General features: G+C 63.5%; 21 protein-coding genes. 11 read left to right on the plus strand and 10 right to left on the minus strand.

Translation table 11 applies throughout. The features are described from left to right. Window positions 1-201: 201 nt before the first annotated feature. The 6 genes from D1012_RS15340 to D1012_RS15370 all read left to right on the plus strand — a co-directional run bounded on the left by D1012_RS15340 (window position 202) and on the right by D1012_RS15370 (window position 6,081). Window positions 202-786, plus strand: coding sequence for a hypothetical protein (locus D1012_RS15340; RefSeq protein WP_147335713.1), 585 nt, complete (start codon window positions 202-204; stop codon window positions 784-786). Between the two features lie 113 nt (window positions 787-899). Continuing rightward, window positions 900-1,523, plus strand: a complete 624-nt coding sequence (gene rnhB / locus D1012_RS15345) for a ribonuclease HII (protein WP_118154148.1) — start codon at window positions 900-902, stop codon at window positions 1,521-1,523. 102 nt (window positions 1,524-1,625) lie between these two features. Continuing rightward, entirely contained in the window at window positions 1,626-2,747 is a 1,122-nt protein-coding gene (locus tag D1012_RS15350) for a site-specific DNA-methyltransferase (protein WP_118154151.1), read from the plus strand. A gap of 325 nt (window positions 2,748-3,072) precedes the next feature. After that, window positions 3,073-4,386: a mechanosensitive ion channel family protein gene (locus tag D1012_RS15360; protein ID WP_118154157.1), complete on the plus strand. Its 1,314-nt coding sequence runs from the start codon at window positions 3,073-3,075 to the stop codon at window positions 4,384-4,386. Continuing rightward, window positions 4,383-5,537 carry a TIGR03862 family flavoprotein gene (locus D1012_RS15365; protein WP_118154160.1) on the plus strand — a complete coding sequence of 385 codons (1,155 nt, stop codon included), beginning with the start codon at window positions 4,383-4,385 and terminating at the stop codon, window positions 5,535-5,537. The genes D1012_RS15360 and D1012_RS15365 overlap by 4 nt, the downstream gene beginning before the upstream one ends. Window positions 5,538-5,613: 76 nt before the next feature. After that, on the plus strand, window positions 5,614-6,081 hold the full coding sequence (locus D1012_RS15370; protein WP_118154163.1) for a CAP domain-containing protein: 468 nt from the start codon (window positions 5,614-5,616) through the stop codon (window positions 6,079-6,081). 6 nt (window positions 6,082-6,087) lie between these two features. Here D1012_RS15370 and D1012_RS15375 read toward each other — a convergent pair whose 3' ends face one another. The 4 genes from D1012_RS15375 to D1012_RS15390 form a co-directional block, all read right to left on the minus strand. Next, window positions 6,088-6,399, minus strand: coding sequence for a hypothetical protein (locus D1012_RS15375; RefSeq protein WP_118154166.1), 312 nt, complete (start codon window positions 6,397-6,399; stop codon window positions 6,088-6,090). Window positions 6,400-6,497: 98 nt separating this feature from the next. Next, window positions 6,498-7,511 carry a DNA polymerase III subunit delta gene (gene holA / locus D1012_RS15380; protein ID WP_118154169.1) on the minus strand — a complete coding sequence of 338 codons (1,014 nt, stop codon included), beginning with the start codon at window positions 7,509-7,511 and terminating at the stop codon, window positions 6,498-6,500. Between the two features lie 87 nt (window positions 7,512-7,598). Continuing rightward, window positions 7,599-10,160 carry a leucine--tRNA ligase gene (gene leuS / locus D1012_RS15385; protein WP_118154173.1) on the minus strand — a complete coding sequence of 854 codons (2,562 nt, stop codon included), beginning with the start codon at window positions 10,158-10,160 and terminating at the stop codon, window positions 7,599-7,601. Window positions 10,161-10,329: 169 nt separating this feature from the next. Further along, a complete protein-coding gene (locus D1012_RS15390) occupies window positions 10,330-10,881 on the minus strand; it encodes a DUF3576 domain-containing protein (RefSeq protein WP_118154176.1) in 552 nt (183 codons plus the stop codon). A gap of 273 nt (window positions 10,882-11,154) precedes the next feature. On the opposite strand from D1012_RS15390, the gene D1012_RS15395 reads away from it, so the two are divergent. Beyond that, complete coding sequence (locus tag D1012_RS15395; protein ID WP_118154179.1) at window positions 11,155-12,090, plus strand: porin; 936 nt, start codon at window positions 11,155-11,157, stop codon at window positions 12,088-12,090. Window positions 12,091-12,184: 94 nt separating this feature from the next. Then, window positions 12,185-12,853, plus strand: a complete 669-nt coding sequence (locus D1012_RS15400) for a YggS family pyridoxal phosphate-dependent enzyme (protein ID WP_118154182.1) — start codon at window positions 12,185-12,187, stop codon at window positions 12,851-12,853. Window positions 12,854-12,880: 27 nt separating this feature from the next. Here D1012_RS15400 and D1012_RS15405 read toward each other — a convergent pair whose 3' ends face one another. The 3 genes from D1012_RS15405 to ribA are packed head-to-tail and all read right to left on the minus strand — an operon-like array spanning window position 12,881 to window position 16,415. Then, complete coding sequence (locus D1012_RS15405; RefSeq protein ID WP_118154185.1) at window positions 12,881-14,767, minus strand: amylosucrase; 1,887 nt, start codon at window positions 14,765-14,767, stop codon at window positions 12,881-12,883. Window positions 14,768-14,826: 59 nt separating this feature from the next. Beyond that, window positions 14,827-15,330 (minus strand): L,D-transpeptidase family protein, encoded by a 504-nt coding sequence (locus D1012_RS15410; protein WP_118154188.1) that lies wholly within the window; start codon window positions 15,328-15,330, stop codon window positions 14,827-14,829. After that, window positions 15,327-16,415, minus strand: coding sequence for a GTP cyclohydrolase II (ribA, locus tag D1012_RS15415; RefSeq protein WP_118154191.1), 1,089 nt, complete (start codon window positions 16,413-16,415; stop codon window positions 15,327-15,329). The genes D1012_RS15410 and ribA overlap by 4 nt, the downstream gene beginning before the upstream one ends. A gap of 153 nt (window positions 16,416-16,568) precedes the next feature. Between ribA and D1012_RS15420 the strand changes: the two genes are divergently transcribed. Further along, window positions 16,569-17,255: a response regulator transcription factor gene (locus D1012_RS15420; protein ID WP_118154194.1), complete on the plus strand. Its 687-nt coding sequence runs from the start codon at window positions 16,569-16,571 to the stop codon at window positions 17,253-17,255. A 255-nt stretch (window positions 17,256-17,510) separates the two neighbouring features. Here the strand turns inward: D1012_RS15420 and D1012_RS15425 are convergent, their stop codons facing one another. Next, the gene (locus tag D1012_RS15425) at window positions 17,511-18,731 is read right to left on the minus strand and encodes an MFS transporter (RefSeq protein ID WP_233517145.1); all 1,221 of its coding nucleotides are present in this window, start codon (window positions 18,729-18,731) and stop codon (window positions 17,511-17,513) included. 106 nt (window positions 18,732-18,837) lie between these two features. Here D1012_RS15425 and D1012_RS15430 point away from each other — a divergent pair, with 106 nt between their 5' ends. Both D1012_RS15430 and D1012_RS15435 read left to right on the plus strand, forming a co-directional pair. After that, complete coding sequence (locus D1012_RS15430) at window positions 18,838-19,626, plus strand: exodeoxyribonuclease III (protein ID WP_118154200.1); 789 nt, start codon at window positions 18,838-18,840, stop codon at window positions 19,624-19,626. Window positions 19,627-19,806: 180 nt separating this feature from the next. Beyond that, window positions 19,807-20,331: a DUF2087 domain-containing protein gene (locus tag D1012_RS15435; RefSeq protein ID WP_118154203.1), complete on the plus strand. Its 525-nt coding sequence runs from the start codon at window positions 19,807-19,809 to the stop codon at window positions 20,329-20,331. Window positions 20,332-20,434: 103 nt separating this feature from the next. Here D1012_RS15435 and D1012_RS15440 read toward each other — a convergent pair whose 3' ends face one another. Together D1012_RS15440 and D1012_RS15445 are read right to left on the minus strand one after the other, a co-directional pair. Further along, a complete protein-coding gene (locus tag D1012_RS15440; RefSeq protein WP_435530926.1) occupies window positions 20,435-21,253 on the minus strand; it encodes a glycosyltransferase in 819 nt (272 codons plus the stop codon). After that, window positions 21,247-23,778, minus strand: coding sequence for a hypothetical protein (locus D1012_RS15445; protein ID WP_118154208.1), 2,532 nt, complete (start codon window positions 23,776-23,778; stop codon window positions 21,247-21,249). Before D1012_RS15445 ends, D1012_RS15440 begins: the two co-directional genes overlap by 7 nt. Window positions 23,779-23,786: the final 8 nt, after the last annotated feature.

Genomic DNA, 23,786 nt, shown 5'->3' on the forward strand with positions numbered 1-23,786 from the left:
CTGCCCGGGGCGTTGTTCTGTGGCCCAGAGTTGCGCGCGATTGCCGCGATAATCAATATCAACCGGCGCAGACAGCGGCTGTTATCGCATATCAACCCGCCGATATTGCCTGTCCGGGGCAGAGGCGCGCACCGTCAGGGCATCGGATCTGGTGCGATGGTCGCGCCGGGCAGATTGCATTTCACCTGACAGGAGGCCCAGATGTTTTCCGCATACAAAGCCATTTCCCCGACCGCCATTTCCTCTTGCATGCCCCGCGCCACCTCGCAGCCGCTGCGCCGGGCGGCGGGCGCGCTGATTGCCGCCGTCACCGTTCTGACGCTGATGGCCGCCAGTGCCGTGCCCGCCCGCGCAGAACGCGCCGGGGAAAATCTGGCCACGGCGGTCGTTGCCGCAATCGCCATTGGGGCCATCGCCCATTCTATCGACCAGGGCCGTGCCAAGCCCGCTCCGCTGCCGCACCAGCCGGTTCAGGTGCGCAGCCCGCGTGTTCCCGCTGTCTGCGCCATCGAGATTTCCGGCGCGCGCCGCGATGTCACTGTCTACCCCGAGCGCTGCCTGCGCCGTCAGGGCTTTGACTACCGCCTGCCGCGCCAATGCGCGCATGAGGCGCGGGTCTTTGGCCGCAGCGACCGGGTCTATTCCGAAGACTGCCTGCGCAACGCAGGATTCCGCGTTGACGGAGGCCGGGGTGAGAAAGGCTGGGGCCGTGACCATGGCTACCGCGATCATGGACGTGGCCATGGCCGTGACCACGGGCGCGGAGGCCCGCGCCGTTATTACTGAGCTTGCGTTCGCGGATGCGGCAAGGCCCCGCGGTGGTGCCGCATCCGCCGGGGGTGGGAGGGTGAGCAGCTCCCACCCCTTTTTTCTGCTTTGCCGTCGCGCTATGCCGGGGCATGACAATTCTTTACGTTCCCGATTTCAGCCACGAGCACACTGCCCAGTCCGAGGGGGCGGCCTTTGTCGTTGGCGTGGACGAGGTGGGCCGGGGCCCGCTTTGCGGCCCGGTCACCGCTGCCGCCGTCCGGCTTGACCCCAGCCGTATTCCGGCAGGGCTTGGCGATTCCAAAACCCTGACCGCCGCCCGCCGCGAAAGCCTGTTTGCCGAACTGCAACAGGTGGCGCTGATCGCGGTTGCCCATGCGAGTGTCGAAGAGATCGACACGCTGAACATCCTGCGCGCCAGCCATCTGGCAATGGAGCGGGCAGTGGCCGCTTTGGGCGCCGATTTTGCGCTGATTGACGGCAATCTGCTGCCGCGTGGCCTGCCGTGTCGGGGGCTGGCGATTATCAAGGGCGATGCCAGATGCCTGTCGATTGCTGCCGCCTCGATCTGTGCCAAAGTCACGCGGGATCGCCTCATGGTGGATTTGGCGCAACAATACCCCGGTTATGGCTGGGAGATGAACGCAGGTTATCCGACAAAAGCGCATCTTGCAGCGCTTCTAAATCTTGGGGTGACCCCTGTTCATAGACGTTCGTTCAAACCTGTCCACAATATCTTGTATCAAGAGAAATAGATAACCCCTTGATTCAATAAAGAATTTGACGTCGAATCATCTCTGACTCATTCTTATCCACAGATACGGCGCGCCAAATGACGCCGGGGACAGAGGCAGAAAATGACGTCAAAGACCAAAGCACCGGGGGCAGATCTGCCCCTGAACCAGATCCTTGCAGGCGACTGCATTGACCTTATGAACAGCCTGCCAGCGGGTTCTGTTGACCTGATCTTCGCTGATCCTCCGTACAATCTGCAACTCAAGGGCGACCTGCTCCGGCCTGACAATTCCAAGGTTGACGCGGTCGATGACCATTGGGACCAGTTCAGCAGCTTTGCCGTCTATGACGAATTCACCAAAGCCTGGTTGAAGGCGGCCAAGCGGTTGCTGAAGCCGAATGGCGCGATCTGGGTGATCGGCAGCTATCACAACGTCTTCCGCCTTGGGGCAGAGCTGCAAAATCAGGGCTATTGGCTGCTGAATGATGTGGTCTGGCGCAAGTCGAACCCGATGCCGAACTTCAAGGGCAAGCGCCTGACCAACGCGCATGAAACGTTGATCTGGGCCTCACGCGATGAGAGCGCAAAGTACACCTTCAACTACGAGGCGCTCAAAGCGCTGAACGACGGCATTCAGATGCGGTCAGACTGGGTGCTGCCGATCTGCACCGGGCATGAGCGGCTGAAGGATGCCAATGGCGACAAGGCGCATCCGACGCAAAAGCCGGAAAGCCTGCTGCACCGGATTCTGATTGCCACCACCAACCCCGGCGATGTGGTGCTGGACCCGTTCTTTGGCACGGGCACCACCGGCGCTGTGGCCAAGATGCTGGGCCGTGATTTCATCGGGATCGAGCGCGAAGAAGCCTACCGCACAGTGGCCGAAGCCCGGCTTGCCCGCGTGCGCAAATTCGACGCCTCGGCGCTGGAAATCACCGGATCGAAACGCTCTGAACCGCGCGTGCCGTTCGGGCAGGTCGTGGAGCGTGGCATGTTGCGGCCGGGCGAAGAGCTGTATTCGATCGGCAACCGTTTCATGGCCAAGGTCCGCGCCGATGGCACGCTGATTGGCAATGATGTCAAAGGCTCCATCCATCAGGTCGGTGCCGCCTATGAGCGCGCGCCATCCTGCAACGGCTGGACCTACTGGCACTTCAAGCGCGATGGCAAGATGATCCCCATTGACATCCTGCGCCAGCAGATCCGCGCCGAGATGGAGGCCGATCACGCCCGCCCGAACTGAGGGCAGTCTGAGCTGACGCGGCCTGAACGGGCGGCGGGGTGAACCCCGCCCTACGCCCCTTGTCATAACATTTTTCATACCGGGTACGCCTGCACCGTAGTCCGCCTGCGGTGCCACTTGCCCCGCCATGTCTCATGGCGGGGTTTTTTACATGTTTGAGCGCAGTCTGGCGGAAGCCTTGTGGGCTCTGCCCCAGACCCCTGAATACATGGGGCAGAAAAATGAACATGGCGTGCGCTTTGCCCGACTGCGGTGGACAGACTTGTCATCGGGCATGTTCCGCGCCAAAGGAAGGCAGGGCAGTCTCTGATTTCAAGGGCAGGCAATGGATACGCAATCCGAGGTGATCACGCAGGCGCTGGACTGGCTGGATCAGGCCGGACATATTGCCCTTGGCTGGCTGGTCTCCCCCGCCGCATGGTCCCAGTTTGCGCTGCTCGCCCTCGCCTATCTGTTGGCGCGGGTGATGGCCGGGCGCTTGTCGGCAGCCCTGACCAAACTGCTGACACCAAAAGCCGATGCGCAGGGCCTGTTCGCCACCGCCCGCCGCTTTGCCCTGCCGTTCCTTGCGCTGTTGTTGCCGCTGATCGCCTATGCGTTGACTGCGACCGGTGAAAGCCTGACCCGGACGATGTTCGGCTCGGGGGAGGTGATCGCCTTTGGCAAACGGGTGTTTTTGTTCCTCGCCGCACGCGCGCTGGTCAGCCATGTCATCACCGACCCTTTCCTGCACCTGCTGGGCAAGTATGTGCTGATCCCGGTCGCAGCACTTTATGCGCTGGGCCTGCTGGATCAGATCACGCTGGCACTGGCGGAAACGAGGGTGGAACTGGGCAATATCCAGTTTTCCGCACTGTCGCTGATCCGGGGGGTGATTGCCGGATCGCTGCTGTTCTGGCTGGGGTCGTGGTCAAACCGGCAATCTGCCAGCTACATCAAGGCCAAGCAAGAGCTGCGCCCCGCCACCCGCGAACTCGCCGTCAAGGCGACCGAGATCGTGATTTTCGGCGTGGCCTTCCTCTTGCTCATGAGCATCATGGGCATCGACCTGACCGCGATTGCCCTTCTGGGTGGCGCGCTGGGTGTCGGCATCGGGCTTGGCCTGCAACAGATCGCCGCCAACTTCATCTCGGGCATCATCCTGCTGGTAGAGGGTCAGACCACGGTGGGCGATTACGTCGAACTCGATGGCGGCGAAAAGGGCACCATCGTCAAGATGACCGCCCGCGCCTGCGTGCTGGAGACGTTTGACGGCAAATGGATCGTGGTCCCGAACGAGCATTTCATCACCAGCCGGGTGATCAACTACTCTGATCAGGGCAGCGCAAACCGCTATCAGGCAGAGTTTTCGGTCAGCTATGACACCGACATCAACCGTGTGCCCGCCCTCATCGAAGCCGCCGTCGCCGCTTTGCCCTTTGTGCTGCAACACCCGGATGGTCCGGATTGCGAGTTGGACGGCTTCGGCGAGTCTTCGGTGGATTTCGTGCTGGAGTATTGGGTGAACGGCATCGACGATGGGCTGAACAAGTATAGATCCCATGTCCTGTTTGCCATCTGGAACGCGCTGAAAGCCGAAGGCATCGAGATGCCATTCCCGCAGCGGGTGGTGCATCTCAGACCGGCCCCCGCCGCATGACCGATGCGCTGGTCATAGGCGCTGGCCCTGCCGGGCTGATGGCGGCAGAGGAACTGGCCCGCGCCGGCCGCAGGGTTGTGGTCGCCGAAGCTAAGCCAACCCCCGCCCGCAAGTTTCTGATGGCAGGCAAATCCGGGCTGAACGTGACCAAGGATGAGCCACCAGAGGTGTTCGCTGCGGCGTATGACAGTGATTTTCTTGCACCGATGCTGGCCGCCTTCGGCCCGGAGCAGGTGGCGCAGTGGTGTCGCGATCTGGGGCAGGAGGTGTTTACCGGCACCTCGGGCCGGGTGTTTCCAACGGCGATGAAAGCCTCGCCGCTGTTGCGCGCATGGTTGCACCGGCTGGCCGGGCAGGGCGTCGATCTGCGCACCCGTTGGTTGTGGCAGGGGTGGGAGGGCGAGGCCTTGCGCTTTGTCACGCCGGATGGCGTGCAGCTGTTGCGCCCGCGCGTCACCGTTCTGGCACTGGGCGGTGCCAGCTGGGCGCGGTTGGGGTCTGATGCGGCATGGGTGCCGTGGCTGACCGCGCGCGGGGTCAGCGTCGCGCCGTTCCGCCCGGCCAACATGGGCTTTGGCGTCAGCTGGTCGGCCCATATGGCCCCGCATTTCGGCCAACCGGTCAAGGCCGCCCTGCTGATGGCAGGCCCCCAGACTGTGCGCGGCGAATTTGTGCTGTCGTCGCGCGGGGTGGAGGGGAGCGCCATCTATGCGCTCAGCCGCGTGTTGCGCGATGGCGCGGCGCTGACCGTCAACCTCATCCCCGATCTTGCGCCCCTTGTCCTCGCCGCGCGCATCGCCCGGCTGAAACGCTCTGACAGTCAGGCCAACCGCCTGCGCAAGCTGGGTCTTTCACCCGCGGCGGCGGCGCTGGTGATGGAGTTTGGTCGCCATCTGCCGCTGGAACAGGCGCTCACCGCGCTGCCGCTGCCACTCACCGGCCCACGCCCGATGGACGAAGCGATTTCCACGGCAGGCGGTATCACCCGCGACAGCCTGACTGAAGGGCTGGAACTGCGCGCGCTGCCCTGCGTCTTTGCCTGTGGCGAGATGCTGGACTGGGAGGCACCGACCGGCGGTTATCTGCTGACCGGAAGCTGGGCAACCGGCCGATGGGCGGGCTACCACGCGGCGCAAAAGCAAGACACTTGATATTGCGTGGGGAACCGGATCTTAACCACTGCGTTGAATATTCATCCAGAAATAGATTCATCCCAGAGGTTTCCTGATGCGCCATCTTCTTGCGGCCACCCTGCTTGCCCTGACGCTGCCAGCGTCTGCGATGGCCTGTTCAAAGCCATCTGGCGCGGCAGCGCTGGAACAGGGGGTGATCCAGTGGGCCAATCAGGAACGCCGGGCCAAGGGGCTGAACCCGCTCCGGCCGTCTTCTGCGCTCATGGCGTCGGCGCAGCAGCACGGGTGCGATATGGCCAACCGTGGCTTTTTCGCGCATCAGCGCGCCGGCGGGCCGACCATTGGCCAGCGGGCCAAGGCGAACGGCTACCAATTCCGACGTGTGACCGAAAATCTCGCCTATTCCCGTACCGCAAAAGTTGACACTGCCGCAGGCATCTGGCGAAATTCGCCAGTCCATTGGGCCAATGTGCTGGACCCGAAGGTGAATGATATCGGTGTTTCAGTTACCACCAGCAATGGCCGGATCTACTGGGTCATGAACGCGGGCCGCCACAAATAGCGGCCACTAAGCCGCACTGGTGCCGCCCGTCAACCGGGTGGCCCCAGAGGGCAGGTCGGGCAGCGCGGGTCTGTCGCCCTGCCAGAAACACAACCGGATGTGATCGCCAAGGCCGGGGTCTGACACATGATCCCAGGCCAGCTGGAACCCCTCCATCAGCAGCCCCTCGGCGTAAAACACGATTTCTTCGGTTTCCAGCGACTCGCCTGCCGCATCCGACCACGCCCCATCGCGGAGCCAGTAGGCATAGGCCTCAATCGTCTTTTGCTTGCGCGTGACGCGCGCCAGCGGCTCCAGCACGGTTTCAAACTCGGTCATTCTTATGCTCCTGCACAGTCATTCCGCTGGTTTTCCGCTTCATCTTGGCAAAAAATACTTAGGCGGGGCCGCAGGTGGGGGCAGCGCCCCCTATCCGCTTACCGCCGCGTCATTGCCAGCCGGATCAGCGCCCGCTCCATCAGCGCCATCCCCGGCGCGCGTGAGGCAGAGCGCAGGGTGAGGTCGGTTTCCAGCAGATCCGAAACTGCCTTTTCCAGATTGCGCTGGCCCAAAGCCTGCGCCTGCCGCTGCATCTGGTCCCTTCTGGGGCCAAACACCCGTGCCCTTTGCAGCCCGTTTACGATGCCGGACGGGTCCGATGCCGCCATATGCAGCGCCCGGAAATGCCGCAGCGCCTGAATGCAGATCGTCACCGGCAGCACGCCCTGACCCTCCAGCCGCCGCATCAACAGCCCGATGGCAGGGGCGCGGCCATCGGCCACCGCATGCAGCAGGTCATCCACCTCGGCCTCCAGCGTTGCCGGGGCCATGGCGGCCACATCGGCGGGGGTTAGTGGTGTGGGGTCGTCAAACTTGTAGAGCGCGATCTTTTCAAGGGTCTGGCGGAAATCGCCCGGGTCCAGCGCCCGCGCCAGTGTGGTCAGATCGGCCATCGCCTCGCGGTCGATGCTGGTCAGGCCCGCTTTTTTCAACGCGTCCTCGATCTCTTCGCGCGTCGGCGGGTCGTCGTAGAGAATGGCGCAAAACGCCTGCGTGTGCTTTTCAAACAGCATCTTCAGCGCGGATTTTGCTGTCAGATTGCCCCCCGTGACCACAATCGTCGCATCGCCCGGCTTCCAGTCCTTCAGCGCGGCGCCGATGGTCGGGGCCAGCGCATCGGTGACATCCTCGACAAAGGCGACGCGCGGGCCGGGGAAAAAGCCGACGGCCTTGATCGAATCCAGCAGCGCCGCGCCATCCTTGCGCAACTCCGCCGCCTGTATCCGGGTCAGGCGCATTTCGCCTTCGCCTTCGGGACCGATCAACGCGGCAATCACCTCCTGCCGCTTCAGCGCCACCCGCATCGGGTCAGCTCCGGCGATCAGCAGCCCGGCCTTGGTCGGGTCCGGCTTGGCAAAATACCGGCTGGCCTCGACCCCGCGCAGGATCATGTCCGACGGCCCCGCACGGCCCTGCGCTGGGTGTTAGTCCTGCCAGCAGCCCACAGGGCCTGTGGCAGAAAAGGCACGATTCTGCGGTCAGGCAACGACATTTATGATACGCCCCGGCACGACGATGATTTTCTTCACCGGCTGACCGGCAAGGAATCGGATCACATCCTCATTCGCCAGCGCGATCTTTTCAATCTCCGGCCCTGGCATATCCTTTGGCACCGCGATTTCCGCACGCCGTTTGCCGTTGATCTGGATCGGCAGGATCACAATGTCGACTTCCAGCTTTTCGGGATTGGCCTTTGGCCAAGGGGCCTGACAGCACAGACCCTGCCCGCCCTGATAACTCCAGATTGATTCCGCGATATGCGGCACCATCGGTTGCATCAGTTGGGCGAGGGTACGGATTGCTTCCTTCATAACATTAGTTGAAGCGTTCGCTTTCGCGATTGCGTTTGTAAAGGCGTAGAGATGGGCAATCGCTTTGTTGAACGCGAAGCTCTCGATTGAGCGTGTCACTCTGTCTATCGCGATTGCAGTTTCACGCGCCATGATATCATCATCAGCGAAATCGCCCACGTGACCCTCTGGCATATCGCCGATCCGCGAACACAGGGTCCAGACCCGGCTCAGATGCTTAAACGCGGCTTCGGCGCCCGAAGATGTCCATTCCACATCCCGCTCCGGCGGGCTGTCCGACATGACGAACCAGCGCGCGGTGTCGGCGCCAAAGCTGGCGATGATGTTCATCGGATCGACGACATTCTTCTTTGATTTTGACATCTTGGCCGAAGGGATCACCTCCACCGCCGTACCATCGGCCAGCGTTACCCCGGTATCACCGTGCACCACATCTTCGGGCAGGTGATAGACCGGGCGGCCATTGGCATCGGTGGTCTTGTAAATCTCATGCGTGACCATGCCCTGCGTGAACAGCGCGTTGAACGGCTCGATCGCCGACTCGGGCAGATGCCCGGTTTTCGCCATCGCGCGGGCAAAGAAGCGCGAATACAGCAGGTGCAGAATCGCATGCTCGATGCCGCCGATGTACTGGTCGACGTTCATCCAGTAGTCAGCATCGGGCAGCGAGGTCGGCGTCGCCGCGCGGGGCGCGGTGAAACGGGCGTAATACCAGGACGAATCGACGAAGGTATCCATCGTATCGGTCTCGCGCCGTGCGTCTGCGCCGCATTTCGGGCAGGAGCAATTGCGCCAGGTCGGATGGCGGTCCAGTGGGTTACCCGGCACGTCAAAGCTGACATCATCAGGCAGACGGACCGGCAGGTTTTCCTTGGCCTCGGGCACCACGCCGCACGCCTCACAATGCACGACAGGAATCGGGCAGCCCCAATAGCGCTGACGTGACACGCCCCAGTCCCGCAGGCGGAACTTGGTGACGCCGGTGCCATAGCCATTTGTTTCGGCATGAGAAATCGCGGCAGCGACCGCGTCGTCACCGGTCTGCACCTCACTTCCGGCAAAGCCGCGCACATAGCGGACCCGTTCGGATTTCATCGGCACAAACGCCTCGGTCAGCGCGGCGTCGCCGCCCGCTTCTGGCAAAAACACCGGGTTGATCGGCAGGCCGTATTTCGTCGCGAACTCGAAATCGCGCTGGTCATGCGCCGGGCAACCGAAAATCGCGCCGGTGCCGTAATCCATCAGGATGAAATTCGCGATCCAGACCGGCAGCTCCCAGTCGGGGTTCAGCGGGTGCTTCACCCGGATGCCGGTGTCGTAACCGATCTTTTCCGCCGTCTCGACCTCTTCGGCACTGGTGCCGCCCCGGCGACATTCGGCCACAAAAGCCGCCACCTTTGGATTAGACTCCAGCGCCCGTGCCAGCGGATGATCCGCCGAAATCGCGGCAAAGGACGCGCCCATCAGCGTATCGGGCCGGGTGGTATAGACCTCCAGCGTACCGAATCCCTCCGGCGCGCCCACGGTTTCAAACCCGAACTGCAGCCCGCGCGACCGGCCGATCCAGTTGGCCTGCATCAGCCGCACCTTTTCGGGCCAGTGCGTCAGCCCGTCCAGCGCCGTCAGCAGCTCTTCGGAATAGTCCGAGATCCGGAAAAACCACTGCGTCAGCTCGCGCCGTTCCACTGCCGCGCCCGAGCGCCAGCCCTTGCCGTCAATCACCTGCTCGTTGGCGAGCACGGTCATGTCAACCGGGTCCCAGTTCACCACCGCATTCTTGCGATAGACCAGCCCGGCCTCCAGCATGTCGATGAACATGGCCTGTTGCTGGCCATAGTATTCCGGGTCGCAGGTGGCAAATTCGCGGGTCCAGTCAATCGACAGACCCAGCGGCTTCATCTGTCCGCGCATGTCGGCGATGTTGCCATAGGTCCAGTCTTTCGGATGGCCGCCGCGTTCCATTGCCGCATTCTCGGCGGGCATGCCAAACGCATCCCAACCCATTGGATGCAAAACCGAAAACCCCTGCGCTGATTTGTACCGCGCCACCACATCGCCCATGGTGTAATTGCGCACATGGCCCATGTGGATGCGCCCTGACGGATAGGGGAACATCTCCAGCACATAGTACTTCGGCTTTGCCGGATCACGCCGGGCCAGAAAGGCCTGGGCCTGATCCCAGGCGGCTTGCCATTTCGGTTCGATCTGGGCGGGTTCGTAGCGCGACATGTCTGGACCTCCGGGTATGGGGCGGAGTTACACCGATGCGGGGCAAAAGGTCCAGTGGGCAGGCGGTTTGTGTGGGTTTACTTGGCACACAGGTCTGTGCAGAGGCCCCCCACACATCAGAACGGGGCGCCAAAGCGCCCCGTCAATGCCTTGCAGTGCTGTACCGCGCTTACAGATTGCTGTCGCGAATACGCAGCTGACGCGCGCGGGTCAGGATCGCATCTTCGATGGATCGCGCGGTTTCCGCCGCCACCGCACCGCCACCCCGCGTTTGCAGCGCCACGCGCAGCGACCGGGCATCAAGTGCCGGGTCTTGCACATAAACCGTGGCGCGATAGGCGCGACCGCCGCCGGGAGGCGTCCCATACCCGGTTGAAATCACGCCGGTAAACGGGTCCACCGATTCGATTGGCAAAAAGTTCAGAATCTCAAGGCTGGCCTGCCAGAGATACTTGTTCACCTCGACCGTGGTGTTCGGGTCATCGCTGTTGCTGAACAGATCCCAGATGGTCGAGCCACGCTCTTCCTGACCCGAGGCGCGGGCCAATGCTTCACGCTGGGCATCGGCGCGGGCTTTCTGCTCCAGCTGGCGTTCGCTGGGAATGCCGGGGGACCGGCGGAACAACCCGCTGTCGCCACTGGCAAACCCGCCGCCACAGGCCGCAAGCCCGCCGACCACCCCGGTCAAAATGACAACCCGTGCCAGACGGTGAAAGAACATCCGCACCCCCGCAATCTCTTTAGATGGTTGTCTAGCCTAGCCCTTGGGGCGTGCCAAGGCTTTTCACAGCCAGCAGGTGCACGCGGGCACGCCTTATACATGGGCGTGCCCCGGCTATCCCGGTCATATGTGGCATTGCTGCACCACGCCTTCCCGGTTTTTCTGTGGCAGTGGTGGTCTTCGTTGCAATCATCCGGGTCTGGGTAGAAAACACCATCATTCCGACTGCGGATTCCCCTGCGGCGGGCTTACCTTGAGGAAAGAGGGAATAACATGAAAAAGGTTCTTCTCGCGACGACCGTTCTGGCAATGACCGCCACCGTCGCCGCTGCTGAAGTCACTCTGTCGGGCAACGGCCGTATGGGTGTTGTGTATAACGGCAACGCCGCTTCCGACAAACTGCAGTTCTCCAGCCGTATCCGCGCTGTGTTCACCATGTCCGGTGAAACCGATGGCGGCCTGGCATTCGGCGGTACCTTCCGTGCTGACAATGCTGGCGGCGCTGCAAACGGTTCGGCTGGCAACATCTTCATCTCGGGTGCCTTCGGCAAACTGGCGATGGGCGACGTGGTTGGCGCTGCTGAAGAAGTCATCGGCGATCTGCCAGAAATCGGTTTCACCGATCTGTCCGGTGGCCTGGTTCTGAACGCGAACGACAACGACGTTCTGTTCCTGACCGGCGACGGCAACATCTACGCTTCGGCAGGTAACCCTGGCGCTCTGTACACCTACTCGACCGGCGGCCTGACCTTTGCTTTGGGCATGAACGACGGCAACAACAACCTGTCCGGCGCTGCGTTCGACGACACGCAAGCTTACTCGGTTGGTGTGAAGTACGCTGTTGACGCCTACTCGGTGTCGCTCGGCTACGAAGTTGCTGATCCGTCGGTTGGCACCTCCGCCAAGCACCTGATCATCGGCGGTGAGGCCACCTTCGGCACCACCACCGTGAAAGCTTACTACGGTGACGGTTCGGGCGCTATCGCTGGTCTGAAGCACTACGGCCTGGGCGTGACCCACAAGATGGACGCTCTGACCCTGAAAGCCTATGTCAAGCGCACCGAAGTTGGCGCTGCTGACGCAACCGGCTACGGCCTGGGCGCTGCTTACAGCCTCGGTGGCGGTGCTACCGTCGAAGGCGGCATCGTTGACAACAACGTTGCTGGCTCCAAGCCGCGCGCTGACCTCGGCATCAAATTCACGTTCTGATCTTAACCGATCAACGTGATGGAAAGAGCGGGCCTTGTGCCCGCTCTTTTCTTTTGTGCTATGGGGAATGCAACCGCACCTCCGGAGGTTTCCCATGTCCCTTGCTGCCATCCAGTCCCGCCTGATCACCGCCTGCGCCGCCGCTGGCCGCGCGCCCGCATCGGTACAGCTGATTGCCGTGTCAAAGGTGCAGCCGCTGGAGCGGGTGGTCGATGTGCTGGAACAGGGCCACCGGCTGTTTGGCGAAAACTATGTGCAAGAGGCGGTCGCCAAATGGCCCGACCTGCGCGTCCGTTTTGGCCCGGTGCAGGTGCATATGATCGGCCCGTTGCAGACCAACAAGGCCAAGGTCGCGGCAGAGCTGTTTGACGCCATCCACACCCTCGACCGCCCGTCGCTGGCGGACAAGCTGGCGAAACTGGCGCAAGCGCGCGGGGCCAGCCCGCAGCTGTTCGTACAGGTCAACACCGGGGCCGAGCCGCAAAAGGCGGGCATCCTGCCGGAGGCTACGGATGCTTTCATCACCCAATGCCGCGCGATGGATCTGCCGGTTCAGGGGCTGATGTGCATCCCGCCCGAAGGCGAGGAGTCTGCGCCGCATTTTGCCATGTTGGCGCAAATGGCTGCGCGCAACGGGCTGACCGGTCTGTCGATGGGGATGAGCAGCGATTTCGAGGCCGCCATCGCCCATGGCGCGACCCATATCCGCGTCGGCAGCGCCATTTTCGGCGCCCGTGATTACGGCGCGCCATCTCCGGCGTAACCGCCGCAAGGCAGGATCAGCACCCGTTCAGGTCAGCCAGACCCGCGCATAGGGTGGCAACGCCACTGCGCCGTGATGCGTCTCGACCCCGTGATCCGACAGCGCGTCATGCATCAGGCTGACCCCCTGCGCGCGGACCCAAGGCTCGGGAACATGCTGCCAGTCTTCGGTAAAGTTGAACAGACACAGCACCACGCCTGTCGGGGCCAGCCGCTGAAACGCGAACACGCCTTGTGCGTCGGGAAACACGATCCGCGTGCCGTTGCACGCATGCAGCGCGGCCATTGCCCGCCTGCGCGCCAGAATATGCCGCGTGCCCCAGAACACCTGCGCCGCCGGGGTGTTTTCGTCGTCCCGCCGCGCCACCGCCTGCCAATCCATCTGGGGCCGGTGCACCCACCGGCTGTCATGCGCATGTTCGGGCACTTGCAGATAGCCGTAATCATTCGGCTGCGCCAGCTCGTCGCCCATATAGATCAACGGGATACCGCCAAAGCTGGCAATCAGCGCATGCCCCATCAGCATCCGCTGCACCGCCATCTCTACCCCCGCCGCATCGCCCGCCGCCTGCGCCCGCTCCAGCCCCGCCAGCGCGGCAAAGCTGCCGGAAATGCGCTTGTCGCCGGTTTCCTCATTCACCTGAAACAGCGCGCCCTGGGCAAATGAGCCCGGAAAGCTACCTTCATAGAAATCCGACAGAAACCCCCGGTGCGCCGGACCTGACATGCCCACGGCATGCGCATCTTCATCCGTCACCGCCCACCCGATATCATCATGGCAGCGGATATAGGTGGCATAGGTCGCATTGCGCAGCACTTCGGGGAAATGCGTGGCCAGCACATGCCGCATCAGCCTTGTGTCACGCGTGGCCAAGGCACTCCAGAACTGGACCATCAGGCTGTTGTGATAGGCCAGATTGCCTTCTTTGCCGTCATGCTGGCCGCGCCCCAGATAGGGCAGCATCTCGGCGGGCGAGACGATCGCCTCCTCCAGATGAATCACCGCCGGGGCGGCAATGCGCGAACAGGCCCGCAGCGCCTGCAGCAGCATATGCACCTCGGGTTCCGACTGGCAGCGGGTGCCGAGCCGTTTCCACATAAAGGCCACCGCATCCAGCCGCAGCACATCTACGCCACGATTGGCCAGATGCAGCATGATCCCGACGATTTCCAGAAACACCTGCGGATTGGCCCAGTTCAGATCCCATTGATGTTCGTTGAACGTGGTCCAGACCCATTTGCCGAACTCCGGGTAGTGGGTGAAATTCCCCGGTGCATGGTCGGGAAACACCTCGACCAGCGTTTCCGAATAGCGCTCCGGCATCTCGGGGGAGTCGAACATCAGGTAATAATCCTGATAGCGCGCATCGCCTTTGGCCGCCTTTTTCGCCCAGGCATGTTCCTTGGCGGTGTGGTTCAGCACCAGATCAATGCACAGCGACATGCCCCGCGCCCGCAGCGCCGCACTGACCTCTTCAAAATCGGCCATCGTGCCATAGGCCGGGTTGATCTGGCGGTAATCCATCACCGAATAGCCGCCGTCACTGTCGCCGGGGCGTGGCTTCAGGCAGGGCATGAAATGGACGTAGGTGATGCCCAGATCAGTCAGATAATCCAGCTTGTCCAACACCCCCCGCAGGTTGCCCGCGAAACGGTCGATGTAGAACACATAGCCCGCCATATCCGGGCGCTGAAACCAGTCGGGTTCCAGATCGCGTTTCAGATCAAGGCGCTTGAGGTCGGCAGGACGCTCTGCCCATGCTTTTTTCAGCGCTTTCAGAAGGTTGGCGCGAAAGGCGTCAAAGGCCGGGTGACGGCCATACAGCGCCTCCAGCATCGGCCAAAGATCGGGGGCAGAGCGGTCCAGCCGCAGCGCGAAAATCTCGTCATCCGCCGATGCCGGTGCCTTGGCCATGCTGTGCTCCCCCTGTTTGCAGCGGCAGATTAAGCAAGCCAAAGCGGTTTGGAAAGGGGCTAGCCGCGGATGATCAGCCGGGTCCTGTGGCGGATGCGCGCGGCGATCCACAGCAGATCCGCCCGCGCAAAGGCAACGCAGCCTGCCGTGGGAAACCGGGGCCTGCGCCATGTGTGAATGAAGATCGCCGATCCGCGCCCCGGCTCTGCCTGCGGCCAGTTCCAGTCTGTGATCAGGATCAGATCATACAGCGGGTCCGGCCGTTGCAGTCGCTCATGGCTGAACCGGTGCGGCAGGCGCACCATCAGGTTGTAATCGGGATCTGCACTGTCATCTGACCAGCGGTCGGCAGGCGCAGTGGGCAGTGCCCAATCGGCTGGCGGGGTCAGGCGGGCCGGATGATAGAGCATTCCCACAATCCGGTGTGTGCCAGAAGGCGTGGCCCCGTCGCCCTCACGTTTGTCGCGCGCGGGCACGATGCCGCCACGCCCGACCGAACAGGGAAAATGCCGCCCCAGAAACCACGCGCCGTTGCGCGTGACCACCAGATCAAGCGGTGTCACAACAGATGCCCCGATTTCGCCGCCTTGGTCGCCAGATAGCCCGCGTTCTGCGCGGTCTGGCCCACCTTCAACGGCACCCGTTCCACCACCTGCAAGCCGCACGATTCCATCATCGCCAGCTTCTTCGGGTTGTTGGTCAACAGCCGTACCGCCGAAAACCCCATCCGCCGCAGAATATCGGCCCCGATGCGGAAATCGCGTTCGTCGTCCTCGAACCCCAGCCGGTGATTGGCCTCTACCGTGTCAAACCCCTGATCCTGCAACGAATAGGCGCGCATCTTGTTGGCAAGACCGATTCCGCGCCCCTCTTGATTCAGATACAGCAGCACCCCCGCCCCCTCGGCCCCCATCTGTGCCAAAGCGGCGCGCAGTTGTGGGCCGCAATCGCATTTCAGCGACCCCAGCACGTCGCCGGTGAAACAGGCCGAATGCAGCCGTGCCAGCACCGGGGCCTTGCGGTCGGGTTGGCCGATCTCGATGGCATAGTGTTCATCCCCGCCGTCTTCGGGGCGGAAAATATGCACCCGTCCGGCGTCAGAGGCGACCATCGGCAACCGGGCCGAAGTCACCTCATGCAGCGGCGACAGTCGCAACAGGGCAGGAGCCACCGCATCCAGCGGCAGAAAGGTCAGGCCCAGCTCCGCCGCCAGCGCCAGCCCCTTGCTGACCGGAACCACCAGCGCGGCAGGCAACAGATGCGCCGACTTTGCCAGGGCCACAGCCGCGCGGTGAAGATCCGCCGCGCCTTCCCGCAGCGAGCGCAGCGGCCCTTTCATCGGCATCCGCAGATCATCCGCTGGATCGGCCAGCGCGCGCAGCCACTCCACCCCGGCATCGGCGGGCACCATGATCCGCGCCAGATCGCCGTCATAGGCGCGCGCCTTCAGCGTCTCGGCCCGCCGCGCCGTCAGCGCCAGTTCGGCCGTGCCAAGATCGCGCAAGGCCGCCAGCCGATCTGCCGTCAGCGCTTCTACCGCCACCACCAGCGCCGCGCGCCCGTCTGCCGCCAGCACCACGGGCACGCCCATGCGCAGATCGCCCCGCGCGCGGGTCAGCCGTTCGATGATCGTCGGTGCCAGGGTCATTGGTGTTCTCCTGACGCTCTCTCTAGCCGGGGAATTACGGAATTGAAACATATCCACCGCAGCCGACACGTCCGCGTGAGCCAAAGGTTACAATTCTTGTGAGCCGGGTCACGCACGCTCATGTGATAGGCAAGACGAACAAAGGAGGCCCCCATGGCGCAACTGCGCAAGATCCTGCTGGTGGATGACGACGACGATCTGCGCGAAGCGCTGAGCGAGCAACTGGTCATGACCGAAGATTTCGACGTGTTCGAGGCCAGCACAGGCGCCGAAGGCATGGAAAAGGCCAAGGCCGCGCTGTACGATCTGGTGATCCTTGATGTCGGCCTGCCAGACACCGATGGCCGCGAGCTGTGCCGCCGGATGCGCAAACAGGGCGTCAAATGCCCGGTCCTCATGCTGACCGGCCATGACAGTGATTCGGATACCATATTGGGGCTGGACGCTGGCGCGAATGATTATGTGACCAAACCATTCAAATTTCCCGTACTTCTGGCCCGTATCCGCGCCCAGCTGCGTCAACACGAACAATCCGAAGACGCGATCTTTCAGCTTGGGCCATACACCTTCAAACCGGCGCAGAAAATGCTGCTGGATGACAAGGAAAAGAAAATCCGCCTGACGGAAAAAGAGACCAATATCCTGAAGTTCCTGTACAGGGCACAATCAGGGGTTGTGGCGCGCGATGTGTTGCTGCACGAGGTCTGGGGCTACAATGCCGGGGTCACGACCCATACGTTGGAGACACATATCTACCGTCTGCGGCAGAAAATCGAACCCGATCCTTCAAATGCGCGCATTTTGGTCACAGAAAGCGGCGGATATCGGCTTGTGTCCTAACGTCCTATTGTCGCCGCATTCACGCTTATTATACCTTTAGGGTTGAGTATGATGAAATGAGTTCCCCTTGTCGTGTCGGGGTTATGGCACGGCACCTCCCTGTTGGACCTGGCCGGGCCTTGTGCCCGGCCTTTTTTTGCCCAAACACCAAAGCATTCAACCTTCAGGGAACCAGACGCGGCATTCGGGGTTCTCCTGACACCTCCCCTTTGAAACTTTGGCCCGGACCGGATGGTCCGGGCTTTTTTACACCGGTCACACCCGCCGGGGAATCCGCAGCACCGCCACCACCGCCACCAGCGCCATTCCCACCGCCGCCAGCACAAACGGCAGCCGCAACGCAACGTCTCGACCCAGATCCGGCTGAGCCATCGTCACGATCATCCCGCCCGCCAGTGCGCCAAACGGCATCGAGCCCCAGCCGAAAAAGCGATAAATGCTGTTCACCCGGCCCAAAATGCCCGCCGGAATGATCCGCTGCCGGTAAGACACCGTGACCACATTCCACAGCATCGACGCGGCCGCCTCGACAAACAGCGCCGCCCCGGCGGTAGCGGCATTTGATGACATGGCCATCACCAGATAGCCTGCCCCAAATCCCGCCACAGCCAGCAGCAGGCTCGCCTTCATTCCCAGACGCTTTGCAATCGCGGGCGCGATCAGCCCGCCGATCACACCGCCCGCTGCCCCCACGGTCAACAGCAGCCCGTGACCCGCCGCCCCCAGCCCCAGCACCTCCTGCGAATAGAGCACTAGCATGGTGAAGGCCCCCATATGCAGAAAGTTCACCGCCCCCAGCATCAGCGCCAGCGTCAGAATCACCGGCTGCGCCTTTATCCACACCACCCCCTCGCGCAGCGCAGGCCAGAAGGCCTGCGGCACCGGCAAGGACCGTGGTGGCATCGCGATCAGCCAGATCAGCACCGCCGACAGCGCGAATGTCAGCACATCAAAGCCGAACGGCACCGCCAGCCCCACCCCGATCAGCACCCCGGCCAGTGGCGGCCCGACAAACTCCCCCGTGACCTTTTCCGCGCTCCACATCTGGCCATTCGCCCGCTCCAGATCGGCGCTGTCCACCACGGAGGGCAGGATGGTCTGCGCCGCATTGTCCCGGATCACCTCGACCGCGCCCAGCAGGAACGCCAGCAGCGCCAGCGGCCAGATCAGCAGCGCCTGATCCGGGGTGGCCGACAGCGCCAGCATCAGGATGCCCGCCGCCATCACCGCCCGCAGCGCATCCGCGCGCCAGATCAGGCCGCGATGGTCGGCCCGGTCGGTCCACACCCCGGCAGGCAGCGCAAACAGCAGCCACGGCAACCGCTGTGCCATGGCGACCAGTGCCACCAGCATCGGGTCGCGGGTCAGCACCGTCGCCAGCCAGGGCAACGCCAGTGCCAGCACCCCGTCACCCAGGTTCGACACAACCGAGGCTGAAAACACCAGCCGGTAATTGCGGTTCTTTGCCAGCAGCATGCGCGCACCCATGTTTTGCGCAGCTTTGCGCACAGATGCAGCCAAGACAAGGGTTGAGAAGCCCCCGGCCGCACCCTAATCTGCGCGCAACAAAAGGAGACGCGCTATGACCTTCACCCTCGCCACCTGGAACATCAATTCCGTCCGCCTGCGCGAAGGTCTGGTGGCCCGCCTGATGGCCGAAGAGTCGCCTGATATCATCTGCCTGCAGGAATGCAAAAGCCCGGTCGAGAAAATCCCGGTGGAGCAGTTTCAGGCGCTTGGCTACCGCTACATGGTCGCGCGCGGTGAAAAGGGCTACAACGGCGTGGCGATCCTGTCCAAACTGCCGCTCATGGATGCGGGCGAGCGTGACTTTGCCGCCATGGGCCACGCCCGCCACGTTGCTGCCCGGCTCGAAAACGGCGTCACCATCCACAACTGCTATGTCCCCGCAGGCGGTGACATTCCCGACCGCGAGCTGAACCCGAAATTCGGCCAGAAGCTCGATTTCCTGACCGACATGCGCGAATGGTGCCGCTGGGACAAGCCGGATCGGTCGATCCTCGTCGGCGATCTGAACATCGCCCCGCGCGAAGATGATGTCTGGAGCCACAAGGCGCTGCTGAAAATCGTCAGCCACACGCCGGTGGAAGTCGAGCATCTCAATCAGGTGATGGAGGCGGGCAGCTGGCAGGACATCACCCGCAAGGATATTCCCGAAGGCCTGCTTTACAGCTGGTGGTCCTACCGCGCCGCCGACTGGGATGCGGCAGACAAGGGGCGCAGGCTCGATCACATTTGGGCCTCACCCGATATTGCCAATGCAGCCCACTCCAGCCGCATCCTGCGCCCGGTGCGCGGCTGGTTGCAGCCGTCCGATCACGTGCCGGTGTTTGCCACCTTTGATCTGTAAGCCGGGGCTTTACCTGCCACGGTTCCTCGCGTTATCCTGATCGCCGGGTCAGCAGTTCACCCAGACGTCACCGGGCCATCAGGCCAGCTAAACCTGCGCCTTTTACCCGATCCTTGTCCCCATGGGGCCCGATCGCAAGCCGGTGACTCCGATGCGCAAGGGCCTGACCATGAGGATGCCATGACGCGAACCGTCACCCCCTTGCCCGTGGCCGATCTGTCGGCCTTTACCAGATCGCTGCGCCAGCATCTGCAGGCCCAGCCAACCGCCCCCGGCCACCTGGCCCTGATGAACATCGTTGCCCGTGCTGCAGGGTTTCGCAACGTGCAGCACCTGCGCGCCACGCAAACACCGGCGCAGCAGACGCCCGCACCTGTCCTTGATCAGGCCCAGATCACCGCCGTCCTGCGCCATTTTGATGCGCAGGGCAGGCTGGCCACCTGGCCCGCCCGCACCGGCCTGCAGCGGCTTGCGGTCCGTGCGCTGTGGGCACGGCTTCCTGCACGGGTCGTCCTGACCGAGCGCCAGATCAGCGACACGCTGAACCGCTGGCACAGCTTTGGCGATGCCGCCATCCTGCGCCGCACCATGGTAGAGCTGAAGCTGGTGACCCGCAGCCCTGATTGCCGCGACTACACAAGGGTCGAGGCCGCGCCCACGCCAGAGGCGCGGGCGCTGATCACGGTTCTGGAAAGCCGGACCTGATCAACGCCCCCACAAGCGGTGAGCGATGGCGCGCAGCCGAACACACCCAACAAGCGGCCCCCTCCCCCTTGTGGGGAGGGATGGGGTGGGGGCTGCGCAATGTTTACCGCCCGCGTGTAAACCCTGCTCCGCCGCGTTTCATCCGCACGGCCAGCGAAACCGCTGCATAGCAGCCAAACCCCACCGGATCTGTCGCCACCAGCCGCAGCAGCGCGGCTTTGGTCAGCGCCGGTTTGCCCTCGCGCGTCAGCAGCGCCGGATACTGCGTCTCCAGCTCCCGCACCCCGGCATCCTGTCGCCTGCGCACCCACACCAGCGCCGCAAACCCCTCGATCATTGGCCAGAGATAGGGGTCTGCAACCTGCACCCGCTCATCCGGCAGAAACTGCAACCGCACAAAGGTATCATCCGAAATGATCGCCGGGAACGCATTCCACCGCGCCCGCCCCGCCCCATTCACCGCAAACAGCCCGTAGCCGGGCGCTGTCGTCTGGTTGAACGGCAACCGCTGCCAGAACCGCGCATAGGCCCGCGTCAACGCACTGCGCGCGCGCGGAATAACCGGCGTGCCGCTGGCATAGCGCGGGGCCTCAGTCGCCAACGCCGCCACAAGCGCCGACAGCAACCCCGGCGACACCAACACATCGGCATCCAGATAAACCCGCACCGGATGCTCCGCCACCGCATCGCCCGCATTCAGCGCGCCGGGCTTTGAGCCCTGTGCCAGATCCAGCACCGTGCTGGTCCACCCCTCTGGCAGATGCGTGGCCAGCGTCTCGCGCGTCACGTCGGCGGTGGCGTCGCGGCAACCATTTGCCACCACGATCACCTGCACCGCCGCCGCATCTGATGCGCACAGATGGCGCAGACACGCGCCAATATAGCCCGCCTCGTTCGAGGCCGGGATGATGACGCTCAGCACCCAAGGCACCCTTTGGCCAGAACCTGCCAGCGCGGATTGTCATCGCCCAGATGCCGCAGCGCGCCCCAGCTGCCCCATTTGCCGGGGCTGGCCAGATCGACAAAGGCGTTGAACGGCTCCGGCGTCACTGCCGCCCAGCCTTGCAACACCCGGTCATACAGCTGCGCCATCTCGGGCGTATAGCTCAGATGCACAAAGAACGCGGTCAGCAGATCGTCATCGACCTGCGCGCCATGCCCCACCACATGGCTGCCGCCTTCATACATCATCAGCCGCAACCCATGCGCCGCCGCCGCCTGCGCCTGATGCGGCAAGGTGCGGGTCAGGTAATCGTCCACACTGTCCTCCGGCTTGCCGGTCACTGCGCCGCTTTCCAGCTCGGGCACCGCCCTTGCCACCGCCAGATCAAAGCGATGTGCCGTCACAAAGGCTTCCGCCTCTGCGCCTTGCAAGCCCTGTGCCTGCGCCACTGCGCGGGCTGCGGCCTCTGACTCCGTGATCCAGTCCCGCACCATGGCCGCCTTTTCATCGCTGCCCAGCAGAGCACTGAAATAGCCGGTGATGGCCCAGGCATCGAACAGCGTGGCGGGGGCCACCCCGCCCTCGGCAATCACATCCGGGGCGGTCAGGATCTGGTCTTCCAGCCCCAGCCAGCCGGTCTGGGTCGCCAGAATCCGCACCAGCCGGGTCTCGGCCTCATCGCCATAAACATCGGCCCAGATCGTTGCCACCTCGCCCGCACGCTGCGCATAATACTGCACCCATTTCGAGTCGCCACCCCAGCGCGCGCGGCCCTGCTCCTCGGCCCAGGCCGCCTGATCGAACTGCCAGTTCCAGACCTCGTTGGAAAACTCGACATGCGCCACCAGCCCCGGTTCCAGCCCGTCGCGCGCGGCCTCTGCGTAGAACCGCACCAAAGCATCGCTCGCCAGATGCGGCATCGTAAACCATGGGTTCGCATCCAGCGCATTGGCCAGCGCCACCATCACCTCGATCGGCGCGCCGATCCGGGTCCAGGTGTAATCTTCCGGCTGCGGTCGATCTTCCAGCTGCGCAAGCTTGCTGTCATTGGTTCGCATCCAGTCCATCAGCCGGATGGTTTTCACCCCGCGCAAGCGGCTCAGCCAGTCGGGGTTGAACACCGCCCCCCCGGCCAGCAGCGCCGCCCGGTCCTCGCGCACGATGACGATATCGCGGATCGGGTCAACGGCGTCGATGCTGTCCAGTGTCAGCACCACCCCGCCCTCGCCGGGCGTGAAGTCAAACTGCGCCATCCCGTCGCCGATGACCACATTCTGCGCCCGCCCCTCGATCCGCAACCCGCCCTTACCCGCAAAGTGGACCAGATAGCGCCCGGCCACGCCACCCGCATCTGCGGGCAGGTCCACCAGAACCAATGTTGAAATCCCGGTGATCTCGGGTGGAATGGCGACGGGCCAGCCGTTTAACCCCAACGCCCCCGCCGCCGCCAGCCGGTCATGGTCCCAGCCGCCATACTGTCCTGGCAGATGCCCGGTCCATTCGCGGGCGGTTTTCATCACATCAAGGAAAGGCTGCTGCACCGACCAGTCGGTGATGCCATGCAGCCCCAGCGCAAGGTTCGGGTTGGTGATCGGCGTCAGCGCCGTCGGGTCGATCACGGTCTGCGCGATGGGTGGGGCAGGGGCGGGCACAGGCGCCACCACCTCGGCCTCCGGCGCATCCGCTGCCGTCTGCACCTGAACAGGGGCAGGCTCGGTCTCAGCTGTCACCGCCGCGGGGGAATAACCACTCACCGCCTCCCAGGCCAGCCGCTGCAAGACAGCCGCCAGATCATCGGCAATCACCGCCTCGCGGCTTCGCCACGCGCGCGTCATCTGCGCGGGCAACCCCTCGGGCGAGGTTCCGGTGATCGCCGCAAGATGCACAAGTGCCACGAAATACCTGCCCTTGTCCGACAGATGAATGTCGTCGGAAAAGAAGTCGTCCATCGACGCAACACCCGGCACCGTGCCTGCCGCCACAGCATCCGACAGCCGCGCCATCGCCTGCCCAGCTGGAACCAGCGCCACCTCCGCCCCCGACTCGCGCAACGCCCCCTCCCACAGCGGCAGATCCGCCGTCAGCCGCTCGCGCCAAGGCAGGGCAGAGTTCGGATCGCCCTCCACCACCGCGCCGTTGCGGCTGTGCCAGGTCTCATAGACAAACACCCGCACCTCCGGATTGCCCGCCTTTGCCAGCTCCGCGAAAGCCGCAATCGCCCCCGGCGTGTCGTTCCAGCGCAGGTGTTCGGCCAGCGGGATCGCCTCGGTCAGGATCAGCACCTCGGTCTGGCCTTTGGCCAGTTCCGCCCGCGCATCCACGCCCTCGGCATTGGCCGAGTTCTGCAGATTGAACCGCAATGGCGCGCCGTTGATGATCTGCGCCGAAACACTCGCGGGCCGCTCCATCAACCGCAAGCCACCCTCGACCAACGGTGGCAGATCCGGCCCGATCAGGCTGTGACCCACAAACAGAACATCCGTCAACAGCGCAAGAAATCCCACCGTGTCAC

The organism is Pseudotabrizicola alkalilacus, assembly GCF_003443995.1.
In the GTDB taxonomy this organism is placed as follows: Bacteria; Pseudomonadota; Alphaproteobacteria; order Rhodobacterales; family Rhodobacteraceae; genus Pseudotabrizicola; species Pseudotabrizicola alkalilacus.